18 protein-coding genes are annotated in these 17632 nt (G+C 50.0%); 1 reads left to right on the forward strand and 17 read right to left on the reverse strand.

Annotation, left to right across the window (positions count from 1 at the left end; all coding sequences use genetic code 11):
- A partial coding sequence (locus VGB26_01345; GenBank protein ID HEX9756426.1) for an IS110 family transposase occupies positions 1–119 on the forward strand: 119 nt, incomplete at its 5' end.
- 154 nt (positions 120–273) lie between these two features.
- On the opposite strand, the gene sthA is transcribed toward VGB26_01345, so the two are convergent.
- The 17 genes from sthA to murD form a co-directional block, all read right to left on the reverse strand.
- Positions 274–1674, reverse strand: coding sequence for a Si-specific NAD(P)(+) transhydrogenase (sthA, locus tag VGB26_01350; GenBank protein ID HEX9756427.1), 1401 nt, complete (start codon positions 1672–1674; stop codon positions 274–276).
- Between the two features lie 518 nt (positions 1675–2192).
- Entirely contained in the window at positions 2193–3623 is a 1431-nt protein-coding gene (locus VGB26_01355) for a penicillin-binding transpeptidase domain-containing protein (GenBank protein ID HEX9756428.1), read from the reverse strand.
- 83 nt (positions 3624–3706) lie between these two features.
- Positions 3707–3958, reverse strand: coding sequence for a type II toxin-antitoxin system HicB family antitoxin (locus VGB26_01360; GenBank protein HEX9756429.1), 252 nt, complete (start codon positions 3956–3958; stop codon positions 3707–3709).
- 43 nt (positions 3959–4001) lie between these two features.
- Positions 4002–4475, reverse strand: a complete 474-nt coding sequence (locus tag VGB26_01365) for a DivIVA domain-containing protein (protein HEX9756430.1) — start codon at positions 4473–4475, stop codon at positions 4002–4004.
- A 32-nt stretch (positions 4476–4507) separates the two neighbouring features.
- On the reverse strand, positions 4508–4798 hold the full coding sequence (locus VGB26_01370; protein ID HEX9756431.1) for a YggT family protein: 291 nt from the start codon (positions 4796–4798) through the stop codon (positions 4508–4510).
- Between the two features lie 7 nt (positions 4799–4805).
- The gene (gene proC / locus VGB26_01375) at positions 4806–5636 is read right to left on the reverse strand and encodes a pyrroline-5-carboxylate reductase (protein HEX9756432.1); all 831 of its coding nucleotides are present in this window, start codon (positions 5634–5636) and stop codon (positions 4806–4808) included.
- Between the two features lie 139 nt (positions 5637–5775).
- Positions 5776–6480, reverse strand: coding sequence for a YggS family pyridoxal phosphate-dependent enzyme (locus VGB26_01380; protein ID HEX9756433.1), 705 nt, complete (start codon positions 6478–6480; stop codon positions 5776–5778).
- Complete coding sequence (gene pgeF, locus VGB26_01385; GenBank protein HEX9756434.1) at positions 6477–7250, reverse strand: peptidoglycan editing factor PgeF; 774 nt, start codon at positions 7248–7250, stop codon at positions 6477–6479. Before pgeF ends, VGB26_01380 begins: the two co-directional genes overlap by 4 nt.
- 45 nt (positions 7251–7295) lie before the next feature.
- Positions 7296–8465 carry a cell division protein FtsZ gene (gene ftsZ, locus VGB26_01390; GenBank protein HEX9756435.1) on the reverse strand — a complete coding sequence of 390 codons (1170 nt, stop codon included), beginning with the start codon at positions 8463–8465 and terminating at the stop codon, positions 7296–7298.
- A gap of 133 nt (positions 8466–8598) precedes the next feature.
- On the reverse strand, positions 8599–9834 hold the full coding sequence (ftsA, locus tag VGB26_01395; GenBank protein ID HEX9756436.1) for a cell division protein FtsA: 1236 nt from the start codon (positions 9832–9834) through the stop codon (positions 8599–8601).
- Between the two features lie 22 nt (positions 9835–9856).
- Positions 9857–10696, reverse strand: a complete 840-nt coding sequence (locus VGB26_01400; protein HEX9756437.1) for an FtsQ-type POTRA domain-containing protein — start codon at positions 10694–10696, stop codon at positions 9857–9859.
- A complete protein-coding gene (locus VGB26_01405) occupies positions 10687–11625 on the reverse strand; it encodes a D-alanine--D-alanine ligase (protein ID HEX9756438.1) in 939 nt (312 codons plus the stop codon). Before VGB26_01405 ends, VGB26_01400 begins: the two co-directional genes overlap by 10 nt.
- Positions 11622–12530 (reverse strand): UDP-N-acetylmuramate dehydrogenase, encoded by a 909-nt coding sequence (gene murB, locus VGB26_01410; protein ID HEX9756439.1) that lies wholly within the window; start codon positions 12528–12530, stop codon positions 11622–11624. The genes VGB26_01405 and murB overlap by 4 nt, the downstream gene beginning before the upstream one ends.
- Before the next feature lie 19 nt (positions 12531–12549).
- Positions 12550–13914, reverse strand: coding sequence for a UDP-N-acetylmuramate--L-alanine ligase (murC, locus tag VGB26_01415; GenBank protein HEX9756440.1), 1365 nt, complete (start codon positions 13912–13914; stop codon positions 12550–12552).
- 10 nt (positions 13915–13924) lie between these two features.
- The gene (gene murG / locus VGB26_01420; GenBank protein ID HEX9756441.1) at positions 13925–15016 is read right to left on the reverse strand and encodes an undecaprenyldiphospho-muramoylpentapeptide beta-N-acetylglucosaminyltransferase; all 1092 of its coding nucleotides are present in this window, start codon (positions 15014–15016) and stop codon (positions 13925–13927) included.
- Between the two features lie 72 nt (positions 15017–15088).
- Positions 15089–16258, reverse strand: coding sequence for a putative lipid II flippase FtsW (gene ftsW / locus VGB26_01425; GenBank protein ID HEX9756442.1), 1170 nt, complete (start codon positions 16256–16258; stop codon positions 15089–15091).
- 19 nt (positions 16259–16277) lie between these two features.
- A complete protein-coding gene (murD, locus tag VGB26_01430) occupies positions 16278–17618 on the reverse strand; it encodes a UDP-N-acetylmuramoyl-L-alanine--D-glutamate ligase (GenBank protein ID HEX9756443.1) in 1341 nt (446 codons plus the stop codon).
- Between the last annotated feature and the right edge of the window lie 14 nt (positions 17619–17632).

Consider the following 17632-nt stretch of genomic DNA (forward strand, 5'->3'; position numbering starts at 1 on the left):
TAGCGGGAAAAGCTAAAAACGTGGCCCTTACCGCTTGTATGAGAAAATTGTTGGTCATTCTGAATGCTATGTTGAAACATGGAACCCCGTGGAAAACTAATTTTATAATCTCCCCTTGACTTTTAAGACAGTTGCTTACAAAGGGAGGGAATTTGGGGGCTTACAAATGAGGGAAGCAAAAAACGTTGGAGGGAATAGGTTGGAGGCAGAAAAAATATCCTAAAAAAACAGAACAGACTAGACAAACCAAAAAAACAAGATGAGCCAGAAAAACTAAATCTGGAATTTATTGTAGGCATCTAACGCGGCGACTTTATAGCATTCGGCTAAGGTGGGGTAATTAAAAACGGTTTCCATGAAATAATCCAGGCCTGCCCCGAGGCCCAAAACCGCTTGCCCAATATGAACCAGTTCGGTTGCACCGGTTCCGATGATATGAACCCCTAACAGTTTTTTGTTTTCCCGGTGAAACAATAATTTAAATAGACCGGTATCATCTCCTAAAATCTGTCCGCGAGCAATCTCCCGGTACCGGGCAATTCCCGTTTCATAGGGAATCTTTTTCTCGGTGAGTTCCCCTTCCGTTTGGCCTGCCATGGAAATTTCCGGTATTGCATAAATTCCGATAGGAAAATGATCGGCCATGGGCCGGGTTTTGATGTTGAAAGCGTAGCAGGCCGCCAACCTTCCCTGCTCCATGGACGTGGCGGCAAGGCTAGGGTAGCCGATAATATCCCCCGCGGCAAAAATATGAGGTGTATCCGTACGAAATTCTGAATCCACTTTCAAACGCCCGCGATGATCGGCGGACAACCCGGCGGCTTTTAGTTCTAACTTTTCGGTGGCTCCCATTCGGCCAACGGAGAATAAAAGCATGTCGGTCACAATCCGCTTCCCCGATTCCAGTTCAATCACCGCACAACGGGAGGGTTGATCGGAGACTAATACTTTAGCAACCGATTCATTAAAACGGAAAATCACGTTCCGATTTCTCATTTGATGAATCAATTCGTCCACGATCTCGGCGTCTAAAAATTCCATGGGACGGTTTCTCTTATCCACCAGAGTTACCTCAATTCCCAAAGCCGCAAACATGGAGGCATATTCAATTCCGATGACCCCTCCTCCGACCACGGCAAGTGTCCGAGGTAATTTTTCCATGCAGGCGATGTCATCACTGGTTAAAATATTTTTTTCAGCGATGTCGACCCCGGGAACGGGAACAGGGGTGGTTCCCACCGCAATGAGAATGTTTTCCGCCGACACCTCGCGTGCGGACCGTTCATCGGCAACGATCAGGGTATGAGGGTCTTTAAAAGACGCCTCTCCTTTGATGACCGAAATACCATTCCGGTGCAGTTGATTCTCCACAACTGAAGTTTCCCGTTTGACGACTTCATCTACACGCTCCAAAAGTTCGCGAGCGGTAATTCCTCTTGGCTGGAGATCCAGCTTCCCTTTTTCAAAAACCGATCCCGGTCCGGTTAATGAAAGAACCGCTTCCCTGAACATTTTGCTGGGTATGGTTCCCACATCCAGGCAGACTCCTCCCACCGCACGGCGCTTTTCAATAATCGCAACGCGTTTTCCCAGTTTGGAGGCTTGGACCGCCGCCCGTTGTCCTGCGGGGCCGCTCCCGATGATTAAGAAATCAAAATTGTATTTTTCACTCATGGGTGGGCTCTCAGAGTTGGTTTATGGAACTATTATACCGAAAAAACGAAAAAAAGGGATGGGAGAACAAGAAAAAGATTTTCTACCCTCCCTATCCCTTGCTTACAAAGGGAGGGAATAAAGGGGCCTTCCAAAAGGAGGGGATTTGGGGGTTCTATTAAAAAAAAAATCCTGGATTCCCGCTTACGCGGGAATGACGGGCTGGATTATTTCATTGTCATTCTGAGACACAACAAGGACTGTCCCTTTAAAAATGCGTTAGGCGGGAGGGGTAAGACGGGAGGTTGGAGGATTGAGGAATTCCATTAAAGGAAAAAAATCCTGGATTCCCGCTTGCGCGGGAATGACGGCTTCTAAATAATTTTTAAAAAAAACTCTGCCCCACCTCACCTCCCTTTACAAAGGGGAGGAATTTAATAAAAAAAAGAGTTCTGGAATCCCGCTTTAAGCATACGGGGACAGGTTTCACGGGAATGACGGGAAAAGGATTGTATTGGAGGAAGAACCAGACCTAAAATTTACTTATTCAATGCGATGGTTTGAGATTCTTTTATTTTGAAATAGGCGTCAAATGCTTCTTTGGCGAGGTGAGAGGCTTTGATATGCCAGATAGGTTTATTGACGATCAGGGCGGCAAGGGCAATCTCCGGATCATCCAAAGGAGCCATTCCAACGAACCAACTATATTTACCTTTGGGGTCATTCCCTCGAAGGGAACCGGTTTTTCCACCAATGGATACGCCTTTAATATAGGGCGTTCCCCTCCGGGTGTGAAACGCCTTCCGGGAAGTTCCTTTGGTCACCGTATAAGCCATCATTTCTTTCAACTGATCGGCGGTCTGTGGAGAAACGATTTGGGTCATGGGTTCCTCTTTAAAACGATAGATTTCAGAACCATTGTCCCAGCTGACTTTCTCCACCAATTTCGGAACCATCATTACCCCATTGTTGGCAATGGCAGAGGCGATCATCGCACCGTGTAATGGACTGAGGCCCACCTTACCCATTCCCGCAGCGGTAAGCGCAATACTCTGCTCACTGGGTCCAAACTGGGCCTTACTGGTCTCTACGGGGAATTCAAACGGAATGGGTTTATTAAACCAAAAAGATTCTGCAAAACATTGAAGCCCTTCCTCCCCCAGCCAGCGAAGCGCCACTTTGGCGAAGGCCACATTGCAGGATTTAGCCAAGGCGTATTTTAAGGAAATGTGATCCCGGTCCCGCTTGGGATTATCTTTCCAATTCCTTGGACCCAATTTCCAAAGTCCCCCATGAAAGGCAATCTGTGTTTCGGGGGTCACCTTTTTTTTCTCAATCCCAGCAGCGGCGGTGACCAATTTAAAAACAGAGGCGGCGGGATAGGATGACCGCAGATTCAGGTTCTCATGATCGGGTTCCACACGGGAATAATCCACCATGGCCAAAATCCGACCGGTCTTCGGGTCCATGGCGATCAGCATTCCATAAGGAAGACGGTATTTTTTCATCACCTTCTCGATTTTCCTTTGCAAGGGAACATTCAAGGAATAGGTGATGTCCACTCCCTCGGGAAGCTGCGTGACGAACTGATCATTTTGAACATCCTGAAAAGTGGGTTTGTAATTATTTTTAAAACGGACCCAGGAATCACTGATAAATAAGGGACCAACCTCTATCCCTTTCCACTGGGCATCATTGATACCTTTCACGGGAACCGGGTGTCCCGGCCCGAGGGAAGGGTCCCGGAAAAGGTCATTGGAGGAGAACCACCCCAGTAAGGCTATCCCGCTGGTGATCAGAATTAAAAAACCCATTGGCCGATTTAACTTGTTCAACACCGGAACCCAGTTCAATTTTCTGATCCTATTCCATTCTCTTTTTAATCTGGCCCACCACCCGGAAGGGTATCGCCGCTTTCTTTTTAAAAATTCTTCTTGGTAAGCCTTCCACCCGCGGTCTCTTAAAATCAAACCACCCCCTCATTAGGCTGGGATCGCCTATCTATCATAATAGACGAGATAAAAAAACGCTTTATCTCTTATTTAACTATAGCCTAACTTCTGTTTCCGTTCAAATGAAGGCTGGAAACGGTCTTTTTAGAACCCTCTTCCGGTAATTCAACCTCCATCACAAGTGGCAGAGGTTGTCTGGTCCGCTGTAGCCTCACCCGATGTTCTTGAATAATAAAGCGAATATTTTTGATGGCTTCATGCTCGGACCGTCCCACCGCACCACACCCAGGCAGTGCAGGAACTTCAGCGCTATAAAGACTTCCTTTTTGGGTAATATAAACGTGATAACGCACGTCTTCCTCCTTTTTTCTATCCATTTGTATTTTTAAATAACGTTTAAGAGCTTTCTCTTTCCAAACTGGTTTCTTGGGTTTCCAGCTCAACCACCTTTTGAAAGGATTCGATGGTGGAGCGGCACCGCTCGATAAAAAAGGATTTTTGTTTATGTAAATCCAAAATCTCACTGCGCATTTTTGCCGATTCCCCCCGCACTTCCTTCATAAATTCTTCGGCCTGCAGCTCCGCCTGCTTGATGATCAGGGAGGCCTCTTTTTGAGCTCCTTCTTTCATCTCTTCTACCAGCTGTTGCGCTTTGGTGAGTGTCTGAGTTAAAATCCCTTCTTTCTTCTTTAAATCCAATAGTTGAATTTCCAGTGTGGCCAACCGCTCACGAAGGTTGGTATTGTCCTTGAGGACCCCTTCATACTCCATCGTCAGGGAGTCCAAAAACTCATCGACTTCTCTCCGGTCATACCCTCTCATACGCACCTTAAATTTCATTTGCTCAATGTCTAAGGGTGTAATTTTCATAACCCCTCCTTTTACATTACCTTGAAAGGACCTTATCTAAAATAATTAGCCGTGTTCGTTAAAACTTGCACTAAGAAAAAACGTGCTCCATAAATGACAATAATGGCTAATATCGGTGATAAATCCACACCGATACTATGCATCGGGACCAGTCGTCGAAAAGGTTCCAAGATGGGCTCGGTAATGCGATAAAGGGTTTGAACGATCGGATTGTACGGATCCGGGCTGACCCAGGAAATGATGGCTCTGGCAATAATAACCCACACCATTATCTCAAGGGCCATATTCACCATTAATGCGAGCGCACCAAATAAAGCTGACATCCTGTTTTTATTTCCTCCCCGTTTGCCCCAACTCTTCGGAGCGTTCCGTTGCCGCTTTGACCGCTGAAATAAAAGCGCCCCGGATTCCTCCCATCTCTAGCTCGTGAAGCCCTGCCATGGTGGTTCCTCCGGGAGAGCTCACCTTATCCTTTAAAAGGGCGGGATGGCCTCCGGTTTCTAAAACCATCCGTGCCGCACCCAGCGTGGTCTGTGCCGCCAGAAACATGGCCACCTCCCGGGACAAACCCATCCTCACCCCCCCGTCGGCCAGTGACTCCATGACCATAAAAAGATAGGCAGGCCCGCTTCCGCTCAACCCCGTGATGGCATCCATATCCCGTTCATCCACGATGACCACCCGTCCGATGGCCTCAAAAAGGCGTTGGACCTTTTTTAATTCTTTATCATCCACACCCTTACCTGGGGCCATGGCAGTTGCCCCCTCTCGGATCAGCGCCGGGGCATTGGACATGACCCGGATCACTTTGACTTGGGTCCCCAAACCCGCCACCATCCGCGAAATAGGAAGCCCCGCCACCACCGATACGAATAATTTGGTTTGCGTCATGGCTGGGCGGACCTCGGTGAGAACCGATGAGGCCACCTGCGGTTTGACAGCCAGTAAAATCAACGGAGCGGATTTAACCACCTCCCGGTTGGATACTGTGGTGGTCACCTTGAATTCCCGGTGAACGATATTCAACCTCTCTTTCGAAGTATCGGAAACTATGATTTCACCGGGGCCGGTCAATTTCGTTTGAAGAATGCCTCTGAGAAGGGCTTCTCCCATGCTGCCTAAACCGATGATGCCGATCTGTTTTCCTTTTGTTTTTTTCATTTTGTTTGTTCTCTACTTCAATGAAGCCCCCTCCCCTAAGCCCCTCACTTAAAAACGTGTTAGGCGTATGGGGTAAGGCGGGAGGGGAAAGGCCTCTCTACCCTCCCAATCCCTCCCTTACAAAGGGAGGGGAAAAACTTTAGTGAACCGGGGGACGTTCACCGAATAATGCCGTTCCAATCCGGACGATGGTTGCACCTTCCTCAATGGCCACTTCAAAATCGTTGGACATTCCCATGGAAAGCTCAGGAAAAGGTCTTCCGGACAACTGCTCCAACTTATTCCGCAAACCGTTCAGCAATCGGAAATAGGGCCTGGAGAATTCAGGATCGGAAGCATGAGGGGGAACGGTCATCAACCCTCTCACCTCAACCCGGGGGAAATCGTTTAACGCTTTCACTGCCTTTTCAACCTCCTGGAAGTTAAACCCCTCTTTGCTGGATTCCCCCGAAACATTCACCTCCAACAAAACCGGTTGTCCTTTCCCTATTTTTTCGCAATATTGGTTAATCGCTTTAGCCAACCCTAAACTGTCCAATGAATGAATGATTTCAAAATGGCCAACAACCGATTTGACCTTATTTTTCTGAAGGTGGCCGATAAAATGCCATTCCACTCCGGAACCCAAAGCCTCTACCTTGGGGAGGGCTTCCTGGACACGGTTCTCTCCAAACCGATGGAGGCCCAAAGACCGGAATTCACGGAGAACTTCCACGGAAACCGTTTTACTGGCACCCAACAACCGGACATCCGCTGGGGGGCGACCCGCCCTTTCAGCGGCATGCCCGATCCGTTCCCGAATGGCCTGGAGTCTTATTGAAAAATCAATGGGACTGCCCCTCACTCACCTGAACCTTTGTGTATCATCACACCGCTGACCATCTTTCCCATCCCGGGTCCGTCTCTGCGGTAAGAAAAGAAAAGCTCAGGCCGGCAATAGGTGCAAAGACCCGTGGTAAAGATATGATCCTCTCGTAGGCCCCCCTTCACCAATTGCCGCCGGTTCATCTCCCATAAATTCAGAAAACTTTTTTGAGGGTCCTTTTTGAAGACCCAGGATTCCCAATCGGTAAATGCTGAGGCCAGCTTATCCAGCACCTCCCCTCCTACTTCATAACAACAGGGGCCGATGGACGGGCCGATGCCCACCAGAAGATCCTCCGGATGACATCCGAACTCTTTTTGTAATGTGCCGATGGTTTTTTCCGAAATTTTTGCAACCGAACCTCTCCATCCCGCATGGACGGCTCCCCCCACCTCCCGGTGGGGATCATAAAATAATAAAGGAACACAATCCGCAGTAAACACATGAAGCCAAAGTCCTTTTTCATCGGATACGACTCCATCATGACCCTCAGTATCCTCGAAAGGGACCTCTTCCCCCTTCCGGTGAATTCGGATCCGATCGCTGTGAACCTGCCGGAGCTTTAACACCCGGTCTCCCTCCATATCCAGCGAACCGGTTTTTGTGGATCCCCTCAGTGGATCGGAGGGTTTGCTCCCGTTCCCTTTTAAGCCGAAGAAATGCTGAAGCCCGTTTCTATTTTGAAGAGGAAGAAGCGATAAAACGGGCCCCTGGTTGGATGCTTGAATGACATAATCCTGTTTCACCATCCTACTTTAACATCTTTTTGTCTTCTTTCAAAACCAAAACCCCATTTAATCAGCCTGTTTCCGGAGGAACGCGGGCACATCCCATTCCTCGTCTCCGATTCCCAGGGTCTCCCGGTCAAAGTCGCTATTGACCACCCGTTTCATATACTGGGGCCGCTCCCGCTCCATGGGTTTGGAATAGGCGGGTTTTTGCGTCTCCGTTTTTTTAAAGGTCTCTTCTTCTATGGCGGCCCGCTCAAAACCGGTGGCAATCACAGTGACAATCACCTCCTCTACCATGGATTCATCGATGACCGAACCAAAAATAATATTGGCCTCCGGATCGGCCGCTTCCTGAATAATGGAAGACGCAGCGGTAACCTCATGAAGGGCAAGGGTCCGTCCCCCGGTAATGTTGAGAAGAACACCCCGAGCCCCCTCGATGGAACCATCCTCAAGCAACGGACTGGAGATAGCTTTTTGAGCCGCTTCCACCGCACGATCGTTTCCACGGGATGCCCCCATCCCCATCACCGCCCGGCCCATGTGAGACATGACGGTTCGCACGTCGGCGAAATCCACGTTGACCAGTCCCGGAATGGTAATCAAATCGGAAATCCCTTGAACTGCTTGCCTGAGAACATCATCCACCACCTTAAAGGCATCCACCAACGGGGTTTCCTCGTCCACCACACTCAACAGACGTTGGTTGGGGATCACAATCAATGTGTCCACATATTTTCGCAGCTCCCGAAGTCCTTCCTCCGCGCGGTGGCCTCTTTTGGCACCCTCAAAAGAAAAGGGCTTGGTGGTGACCGCAACGGTGAGGGCCCCCAATTCCCTGGCAATGTTGGATATGACCGGAGCGGCACCGGTTCCGGTTCCTCCACCCATTCCAGCCGTCACAAACACCATGTCCGCCCCCGTAAGAGACTCACGGATTTTCTCCTCTTCCTCCAGAGCGGCTTCTCTTCCGACTTGCGGATCGGCCCCGGCTCCTAAACCCTGGGTCAACCGGGAACCCAATTGAATCTTCACCTCCGCATAGGAAGTCCCCAAAGCCTGAAGATCCGTATTGGCGGAAATGAACTCAACCCCTTCTAAACGGGAAAGAATCATTGAATTGATGGCGTTGCAGCCGCTCCCGCCAACACCAATCACCTTGATTTTGGCCCCTTTCTCTTTTGCCTCATCAAAGAGAAACATGACATCCTTTTTTTCACCTTGGTTTGCCATCTTTTTTTTCTCCTCCTTTTCGTTTAGGGTCATCATCTTTCAACGATGCCATAAATTTTAAATCCAAATTGTTTTTGGGACCGTTTGGAAACGGCCTCGTTTTTTTTGGAAAAGGCATCTGGCCCGCAACGGTTTAGAAAAACATTCGAAACCACCCTTGCATCCGTCCCACCATTTTCTGAACCATCCGATGACCATTGGCCCCCCGATGAACCAGATACCCTTGCTGTGTTTTAAGGGCATAGAGCACCAATCCAACACCGGTGGAATACAATGGGCTATTGACCACATCCAACAGACCCCCCACTCGACTCGGAACCCCTTTACGAACCGGAAGGTCCAAAACCCGCTCAGCAATCTCCACCATCCCGTCCATAATGGCACTTCCCCCGGTAATCACCACACCGGAAGCCACCATTTCGCCATGGCCGGTTTTTTTAATCTCACGGCCCACCAGACTGAAGATCTCCTCCGCACGGGGCTCGATGATTTCGGAGAGTAATTGCCTGGAGAGAACCCGAGGCGGTCTTCCTCCAACGGATGGAACCTCGATGGTCTCTTCATCCTGAACCAATGCGGTCATCGCGCAACCAAAACGGCGTTTAATTTTCTCCGCCTCCGCTGCAGGGGTTCTTAAACCCACCGCAATATCGTTGGTTAAATGGTGTCCGCCAATACCGATCACCGCCGTGTGCCAGACACTGCCCTGCATGAAGGTTGCGATATCCGTCGTCCCCCCTCCGATATCCACCATCGCCACACCCAACTCCCGCTCATCCGGAGTTAAAACCGCCTCGCTGGAGGCCAGGGGCTGGATGATGATCTCTTCCACTTCCAAACCCGCACGGTTCACGCACTTCACAATGTTCTGGGCCGAGGTCACCGCACCGGTAATAATATGCACCTCCGCTTCAAGCCTTACACCAGACATTCCCAGTGGCTCGATGATCCCATCTTGATCATCCACGATAAACTCTTGAGGAAGGACGTGGAGCACTTCCCGGTCCAAGGGAATCACCACGGCCTTGGCCGCATCCAATACCCGATCAATATCCGCTTGGGTGACTTCATGATCCTTGACCGCAATTACTCCCCGGCTGTTGAATCCTTTGATATGGCTTCCGGCAATTCCTGCATACACGGAATTAATTTGAACCCCGGCCATTAACTCGGCCTCTTCGATGGCCCTTTTAATAGATTCCACCGTACTTTCGATATTGACCACCACCCCTTTCCGGAGACCCCGTGAAGGACTGGTGCCAATTCCGATGATATCCACCCGCGTCTCATCGACAACTTCACCCACCACCGCACATATTTTGGTGGTCCCAATATCCAGACCCACGATTATGTTCTCTTGTTTGCCCAATCCCTTTTACACCTCCTCTCCATTACATTCCTCTTTTGGAATGCTTCACGACCACTTTATCCGAAAACCTCAAGTCAATCTCCCCTTTTTTGATTTTCCGATGACCCAGATCTTCCCGGATATCCAAAAACTTTTTTAACTTTTTTTGAAAAGGGTCCTCACCAAAATGAACCCGGTACCCCTCCACCTGAAGCACCATATTTTGGGCCTCACCGATTTCGATTTTAATCTCATCCCCATACCCATAGTTCACCTTCAATTCACGGGCCAGCCGGAGCCCCGGGGCAAAACCCGGGTCCTGAATTTGCTCTCCCACAGCCCAATTCTGAGAAGTTCGGGGTAAAAATCTGGGAAGAAGAGAAACCGGAGAAACGGTTTTCTCCAATATAATCCCTTCGGCATCCACCAAAAACCATTGATTCCCCCATCCTTTTAATGCAATCGTCGGACGCCGTTCCACCACTTCTACCCGAAGCTGATCGGGGTATCCCTTATGCAACGAAACATCTTGCACCCAAGGGTGGGTCAGCACCCTTTCTTTCATTTCATCCAGATTGAGCTCACCCAGCGTTACATCCCTTGGAATCTGCAAAAGCCCCAACAGGTCCTTTTCCGGAACCACCTGTTGTCCCATTACCTTCACCTGTTGGAGGCCAAACCAAGGAGACGCTTCAAGTTCATTGATCCCCTTTTTCAACAACAGACTGATCAGGGGAAGTCCGATTAAAAAGAAAAAAACAATCCAAAAATAAGATGCACCCCATTTTCTTTTTTTCCAACTTTTCCTCCGTCGTTTTTTATTCCCCGAGCGTTTTTTCCGCCTTTTTTTTTTAAACGGGTCAAAAAAGGATTCTATTCCCACGTTTTCTCCCGTTCTAACGCACTCTCCAAAATCTGCTCCACCAAGGTTTCATACCCAATGCCGGCGTGAGCCGCCGCTTTGGGTAATAAACTGGTTTCCGTCATTCCGGGAATGGTATTGATTTCCAACACAAAGGGGACCCCCTTCCCGTCAATTCGAAAATCCACACGGGAAACCCCCTCACACCCCACCGCCCGGTGTACCGCCAATGCAATTTTTTGAACCTCCCGATACTCGGACTCTTCAAGAGGCGCCGGTAATATATATTCTGTTTTCCCAGATTGGTATTTCGCCTCATAATGATACAGTGCTTCTTTTGTTCGCATTTCGATCACCGGAAGAGGCGTCTCACCCAAAATGCCGACGGTAACCTCCTTGCCTTCGATAAAGTGCTCCACAAGAACCTGAGAACCGAAACGAAAAGCAGAGGCCAGTGCCGCCTCCATATCGCTTGGACCCTTTACGATGCTGACCCCGATGGTGGAACCCTGACCTAATGGCTTCACCACCACTGGATAATGAAAACCGGGGGGAAGGCTCCCGAAGGTGGTTTGCTCCCCTTGGGGGACATAAAACCCCTGGGGAGTTCGGATGTGGCAGGACATTAAAACCATTTTGGTGGTTCCTTTATTCATTCCCACCGCTGAGGGCAACACCCCTGAACCCGTATAGGGAATTCTCATGGTTTCCAAAAGCCCTTGAATCGACCCATCCTCCCCGCCGGAGCCGTGAAGCGCTAAAAAAGCGATTTGGATCTCCTCATTGCGAAGGGTTCGGTCCACTTGGGAATCCACATCAATGGAAACGGCCTGATACCCTCTTTGCTTGAGCGCCCTTTCAATGGCCCCACCGCTCTTTAGGGAAATCTCCCGTTCACTGGAGGCCCCCCCCATGAGGACCCCGATCCGTTTATTCGTTAAAGGGGTCATGGCCCATCCCGGCCCACCAGTCGGACCTCCAACTCCAAAACAATTCCTCTTTCCTGCTGGATTTTTCTCCCCGCGAATTTAATCAGACCGATGACATCCCGGGCAGTGGCACCTCCCCGATTCACAAAAAAGTTTCCATGTTTTTCAGAAATCTGTGCCCCTCCGATCCGGTACCCTTTTAAACCGAGATCTTCAATCAACCGACCGGCAAAATTCCCCGGAGGGTTTTTAAAGATTGAACCCACATTAGGAAGGTTCAGAGGCTGTGTGGCATTGCGCCGTTCACGGTAGGTCTGCAGCCTCTGTTGTATCTTATTTTTATCACCCCGTTGAAAACGGAAAAGCGTACTCAATATGATTCCCGACGGGAGCCGGCAGGACCGGTAATCGAATTCCAATTCCTCTCCTGTGAACTCCAAAATTTCTCCCCTAAACGTCAGAAGGCGGACCCTTCGAACCAGCGGCCCGGTTTCCCCTTCCCGAGTTCCCGCATTCATGGTCACCGCACCCCCCACCGTTCCGGGAATCCCATAAAGAAATTCAAAACCCTCGGCACCCTCATTCACCCCCTGCTTGAGGAGGGTTGGCAGGGGAACCCCTGCCTCAGCCCAAACGCCACCCGGATACACTTTCAGTTTCCTAAACCGGGACAATTTAATGACCACCCCGCGGATTCCTCCGTCTTTTACCAGAAGATTACTCCCGGCCCCCAACACCATCACGGGGACCCCTTCCTCCTGAATCCGGGGACCCAGCAGTTGAAGGTCTTCTTCATCATGGGGGATCACCATTACATCCGCCGGACCCCCAATACCCAGGGATGTATGCCGGCTCAATGGTTCCTGGAACCGGATCTCTCCCTTCATTCCATGAGTCAATAATTCCAAATCGTTTTTCTTTTGCATTTTGGTTATCATAATCTCCTCAAAGGATGTCGTATACCTCTCTCCCCACCCGGCCTATATCGCCGGCCCCTAAGGTCAAAAGAATGTCACCCGGCTTTAAAAGCGCGCCGATCTTTTCGGCCAAGGTTTCGGTTTTGGGTTGATAGGTTACATTGGGGTGTCCCTCTGCTTGGATCTGCTTCACCAAGCCTTCTCCATGGATTCCCTCAATCCTTTCCTCCCCCGCCGGATAAATATCCGTCACGATCAAGGAGTCGGCTTGATGGAACGCAACCGAAAATTCTTTCATCAAATCTCGGGTCCGTGTGTAACGGTGGGGCTGAAAAAGAACCACCACCCTTCTGCTCCATCCGGCGCGAACCGCATCCAAAGTCGCTTTTACCTCTGTCGGATGGTGGCCATAATCATCAATGATCAGGATTCCCCTCTTCTCGCCCAAACACTGAAACCGTCGCTCCACACCGCTGAACTCGGACAGGGCTTTTTGTATGAACGATACGTCCAGCTCCAACTCCAAGCCTACCCCGATGGCCGCCAGTGCATTGTAGACATTGTGAATCCCGGGGAGGGTCAATTGAAACCGACCTAAATTCCGATTCTGATAGGTAACCGAAAAAGTGGATTTCCATCCTTCCAATTCAATCTCTTTTGCAACCAGATCCGCCGAGGAGGTAATCCCAAAGGTCAGAATTCTTTTCTCAACCTTTGGAATCAGTTCCTGAACATGAACCTGATCCTGGCATAGAACCGCTAAACCATAAAAAGGGACCTTATTGACAAATTGAAGAAACGCATGGCGGATGGCGTCAATCCCTTTAAAAAAATCCAGATGCTCCCGGTCAATGTTGGTCACCACAGCAATGGTGGGGGTTAACTTTAAAAAGGATCCATCGCTTTCATCGGCTTCCGCCACCAAAAACTCTCCCTGACCCAATTTGGCGTGGCCACCAAAACTGTTGAGTTTCCCACCAATTACGGCCGTGGGGTCCAATCCCCCCTGAGCCAGCACCGTGGCCACCATGGAGGTGGTGGTGGTTTTTCCATGGGCCCCGGCAATGGCTATTCCATATTTCAGGCGCATCAACTCCGCCAGCATCTCCGCTCTTGGAATCACCGGAATGGACCGCTCCCGTGCGGTGATGACCTCCACATTTTTGGGAGAGACGGCAGAAGAAATAACCACCACCTGTGCCCCTTCCAAATGATGGGGGTGGTGCCCCAGAAAAACCTTCCCGCCTCGTTCCTCAATCCGCCGTGTATTCTCAGAAGCATGAAGGTCGGATCCCGTCACCTGGTAACCCAAATTCAGCAAAACTTCTGCAATACCGCTCATTCCGGAACCGCCGACGCCGACAAAATGGATGTGCTGAACCTTTCGAAACATTCTCACTTTCCTATTGCATCATGGAAAAACAAAGGTCCGCGATTTCGGTAAGAGCCTGGGGATGCCCCAGGGACCGGCTCATGGATCCCATCTGCTTTAACCGTGGATGATCTCCCATGAGCCGGATGATTTCCCGGCCTAAACCCGTTCCGCTGAGTTGCTGATCCGCCATCACCACTGCGGCACCGGCCTGCTCTAAAACCATTGCGTTTTTCCGTTGGTGATCATGGGTGGCATAAGGAAAGGGAACCAGTATCGCGGGCAACCCGCAGGCGGTGATTTCCGCAATGGTAGTGGCCCCTGCCCGACTGACAACCAGGTCCGCCTGTCCGTAGGCCGCCCCCATATCAAAAAGAAACGGCTCCACCTGTGCCCGGATTCCTTTCTCCTCATATTTCTGTTTCACCCATAAAAAATCCGCTTCACCGGTTTGATGAATGATCCCCCAATCCTTCCCTTCTTTTTTGAAGAGATCCAAAGCCTCCACCATGCCCCGATTAAGGGTTCGGGCCCCCCGGCTTCCCCCAAATATTAAAAGGGTCTTTTTCCCTTTTTCCCCTGCATTCCCTTCTGCTCCCTGTAACAGTTCCCGTCGAACAGGATTTCCTAAAACGGCCACTTTCCCTTTTGGAAAATACATGCGGCTCTCCTTAAACGAAACCACCACCCGGTGCATCCAGGGAGCTAAAAGTCGGTTCGTCATTCCCGGAATAACGTTTTGCTCCAAAATCAATCGGCGTTTCCCTAAAATCGTGGCCGCCAGCATTAGCGGACCGGAAGCATATCCACCCACCCCGATGACCAATGCGGGCTGGTGTTTTTTGAGAATCCGAAATGAATCCCATAGGGACAATGGAAGATGGGTAATGACGCCCAGGCCCTTGATGATTCCCCGGCCCATTAGCCCCTCCACCCGGATCAACGCCAAAGGAAATCCTTCCCGGGGAAGGACCCGGGCTTCCATTCCCCGGGCGGTTCCCACAAAAGTAATTTGCAAATCCTCTTTTCGGTGTACCAGTTCTTTTGCCAAAGCAAGGCCGGGATACAAATGCCCTCCTGTTCCCCCACCCGCAATTAACACTTCCATCGAAGAGGATCTCACCTATTAAAAATTCCCTTTTCAAAACCTAAACCCCAAATCACTGCTATTGGATAAAACCGTTTCATTCCGATCTTACGCCCGGCGGCCCCGTGCCACCTTTCTTCCCACGTCATAAGGACGGACCCTGGAAAACATACCCCCTTGTTTGGAAAGCCCTAACAAAATCCCGATCCCGGTGAGTGTCACTAAAAGAGAAGATCCCCCATAACTGATCAAAGGAAGGGGAAGGCCCTTGGTGGGAAGAAGGCCGGTCACCACACCCATATTCATCAAAGCCTGTACGGCAATCATCAATGTAATTCCAAACCCCAGGTAGGTTCCGAAGGGATCCCCCACTTTGAGGGAAATCCGCAAACCGCGCCAGACTAAAAAAAGAAAACACCCAATTAAAATCAATCCGCCCAGGAATCCAAGTTCCTCCCCGATGACGGCAAAGATAAAATCGGTATGGGGTTCGGGCAGATAAAACAGTTTCTGCTTTCCGGCGCCTAATCCCAACCCGAAGGGACCCCCGCTTCCCAAGGATAAAAACGACTGAACCATTTGAAAACCGGAATTGCTGGGATCTTTCCATGGATCTAAATAGACGGACAATCTCTCCATCCGATAAGGGCTGGTCAAAATGGCTGTGTACAATAAAGGGATTAATCCAATGGCAAGGACCAACAAATGGTGGACCCGTGCTCCGCCTACAAATAATAGAGAAACGGCCACCACTCCCATCACCACCGCTCCCCCCAAATCAGGTTCCGACAAAACCAAGAAAATAAAAAGCCCCACCAAAAAAATCGGAAAAAGCAACCCCTCCCGCCAACTCATTATTTTCTCTTTGTGTTTGACTAGGTAATGGGCCAAATAAAGGATTAGAACCAGCTTTGCCAATTCAGACGGCTGAAAAGTCAGTGGCCCAAGGGGAAGCCAACGCCTGGCCCCATTGGCTGAAAGGCCGATGCTGGGAAGAATCACCAAAACCAAAAGAGCCAGGGAAATCCCCGTGAGAGGAACCACCATTTTCCTCCACCACCGATAGGGAATGGATGACGCCATCACCAAGGCCATCATTCCCAGAATGGCCCAAAGGAGCTGCTGTTTGAGGAAAAAAAAGGAGTCCCCATACTTTTTGGCCGCCATCACGGTACTGGCGCTGTAAATCATGACGAGACCCCCCACCACCAAAACAAAGGTTATTCCGAACAACCCCTTATCCCAACTTCTCTCTTTCCCGTCCACCCCTACCCTCATTTTTTCCCGTTTTCTCCCCTCACAACTTCCAGACCCATTCTTTAAAAACCTGACCTCTTTCCTCAAAATCCCGGAACATATCAAAACTGGAACACCCTGGAGAAAAAAGGATGACATCACCGGGCCGGGCCGTTTTCCAAGCCCTCTTCACCGCATCCCCCAAATCCGAAACGCGCTGACATTCGGTCTGCTTCCCCCAGGCTTTCTCCATCCGGGGGGCGGCTTCCCCAATCAGGAAACAGACCCGAACTTTCTCCCCTACCAACGGATTCACAGAGTCGAATTCTCCCCCTTTATCCTTTCCTCCGGCAATTAATATCACTGGAGAGGAAAAACTCTCGAGGGATATCTTCAATGCCCCCATATTGGTCCCTTTTGAATCATTGATAAAACAGATCCCATTGATTTCACGGACCCGTTCCATCCGGTGGGGAAGACCCCGAAACTGTATCATCGCCTGACGGATCTCTTCTTCGGGACAATTTAAAATTTCCCCCACTGCGATGGAGGCCATCACGTTTTGAAAATTATGTTTTCCCAGCAATTGAAGATCTTTGGTATTGAGAATTTTCCGGGATTCCCCATGGAGGGTAGAGAATATTTCTCCTCCCTGACAGTAAACCCCTCGGGAGGGAATCTGATCGAAATGAAAATAGGCCACGGAACAGGGGGTCCGTCCCGCCAGGTCCGCCACCACGGGATCGTCTCCATTGGCCACCACCCAATCACCGGAATTCATATTTTTAAAAAGACGCCCTTTTGCCGAAAAATAATCTTTAAAATGGGAGTACCGGTCCATATGATCAGGCGTCACATTCAATAAAACACCGATGAACGGATGGAATTGCTGGATGGTTTCCAGCTGAAAGCTACTGAGCTCCACCACCAACGCATCCCACATTCTTTTTTCTAAAACAGCCTCCGACAGCGGTTTTCCGAGATTCCCTCCCACGAACACCGACCCCCACCGACGTTTTAAAAGCTCCCCAATCAGAGAGGTGGTGGTACTTTTTCCGTTGGTTCCCGTCACTGCCACCCATTGACCGTTCAAAAAAGAGGAGGCAAACTCCACTTCTCCGCAAACGGGAATCCCTTTTTCCTTTGCCCTCAATAAAGGAGAAAGTGTAGGGGGAACTCCCGGGCTCAGAATGATCCGCTTTGCCTGAAGAAAAGTATCCATTGAATGGCCACCCAATTCCAATCGCACACCTTTTTGAGATAATTCCTCAAAAATGAACGGGTCCACAGGATGGGGTTGATGATCCGTCAGGGTTACCTTGGCCCCCATTCGGGTCAATACCCGGCAAATCGAAACCCCGCTTCTCCCCGCACCCACCACCAAAATCGGTTGCTCTTTCACAGATGGTTCATCCC

This window comes from Nitrospiria bacterium (assembly GCA_036397255.1).
Lineage (GTDB): Bacteria > Nitrospirota > Nitrospiria > DASWJH01 > DASWJH01 > DASWJH01.

Coding starts and splice junctions, on each gene's coding strand:
- murC (HEX9756440.1), bottom strand. CDS start 13,914: ATGTTTCGAAAGGTTCAGCACATCCATTTTGTCGGCGTCGGCGGTTCC.
- ftsZ (HEX9756435.1), bottom strand. CDS start 8,465: ATGGCAAACCAAGGTGAAAAAAAGGATGTCATGTTTCTCTTTGATGAG.
- murB (HEX9756439.1), bottom strand. CDS start 12,530: ATGCAAAAGAAAAACGATTTGGAATTATTGACTCATGGAATGAAGGGA.
- sthA (HEX9756427.1), bottom strand. CDS start 1,674: ATGAGTGAAAAATACAATTTTGATTTCTTAATCATCGGGAGCGGCCCC.
- VGB26_01370 (HEX9756431.1), bottom strand. CDS start 4,798: ATGTCAGCTTTATTTGGTGCGCTCGCATTAATGGTGAATATGGCCCTT.
- VGB26_01405 (HEX9756438.1), bottom strand. CDS start 11,625: ATGACCCCTTTAACGAATAAACGGATCGGGGTCCTCATGGGGGGGGCC.
- VGB26_01365 (HEX9756430.1), bottom strand. CDS start 4,475: ATGAAAATTACACCCTTAGACATTGAGCAAATGAAATTTAAGGTGCGT.
- pgeF (HEX9756434.1), bottom strand. CDS start 7,250: ATGGTGAAACAGGATTATGTCATTCAAGCATCCAACCAGGGGCCCGTT.
- proC (HEX9756432.1), bottom strand. CDS start 5,636: ATGAAAAAAACAAAAGGAAAACAGATCGGCATCATCGGTTTAGGCAGC.
- ftsW (HEX9756442.1), bottom strand. CDS start 16,258: ATGAGGGTAGGGGTGGACGGGAAAGAGAGAAGTTGGGATAAGGGGTTG.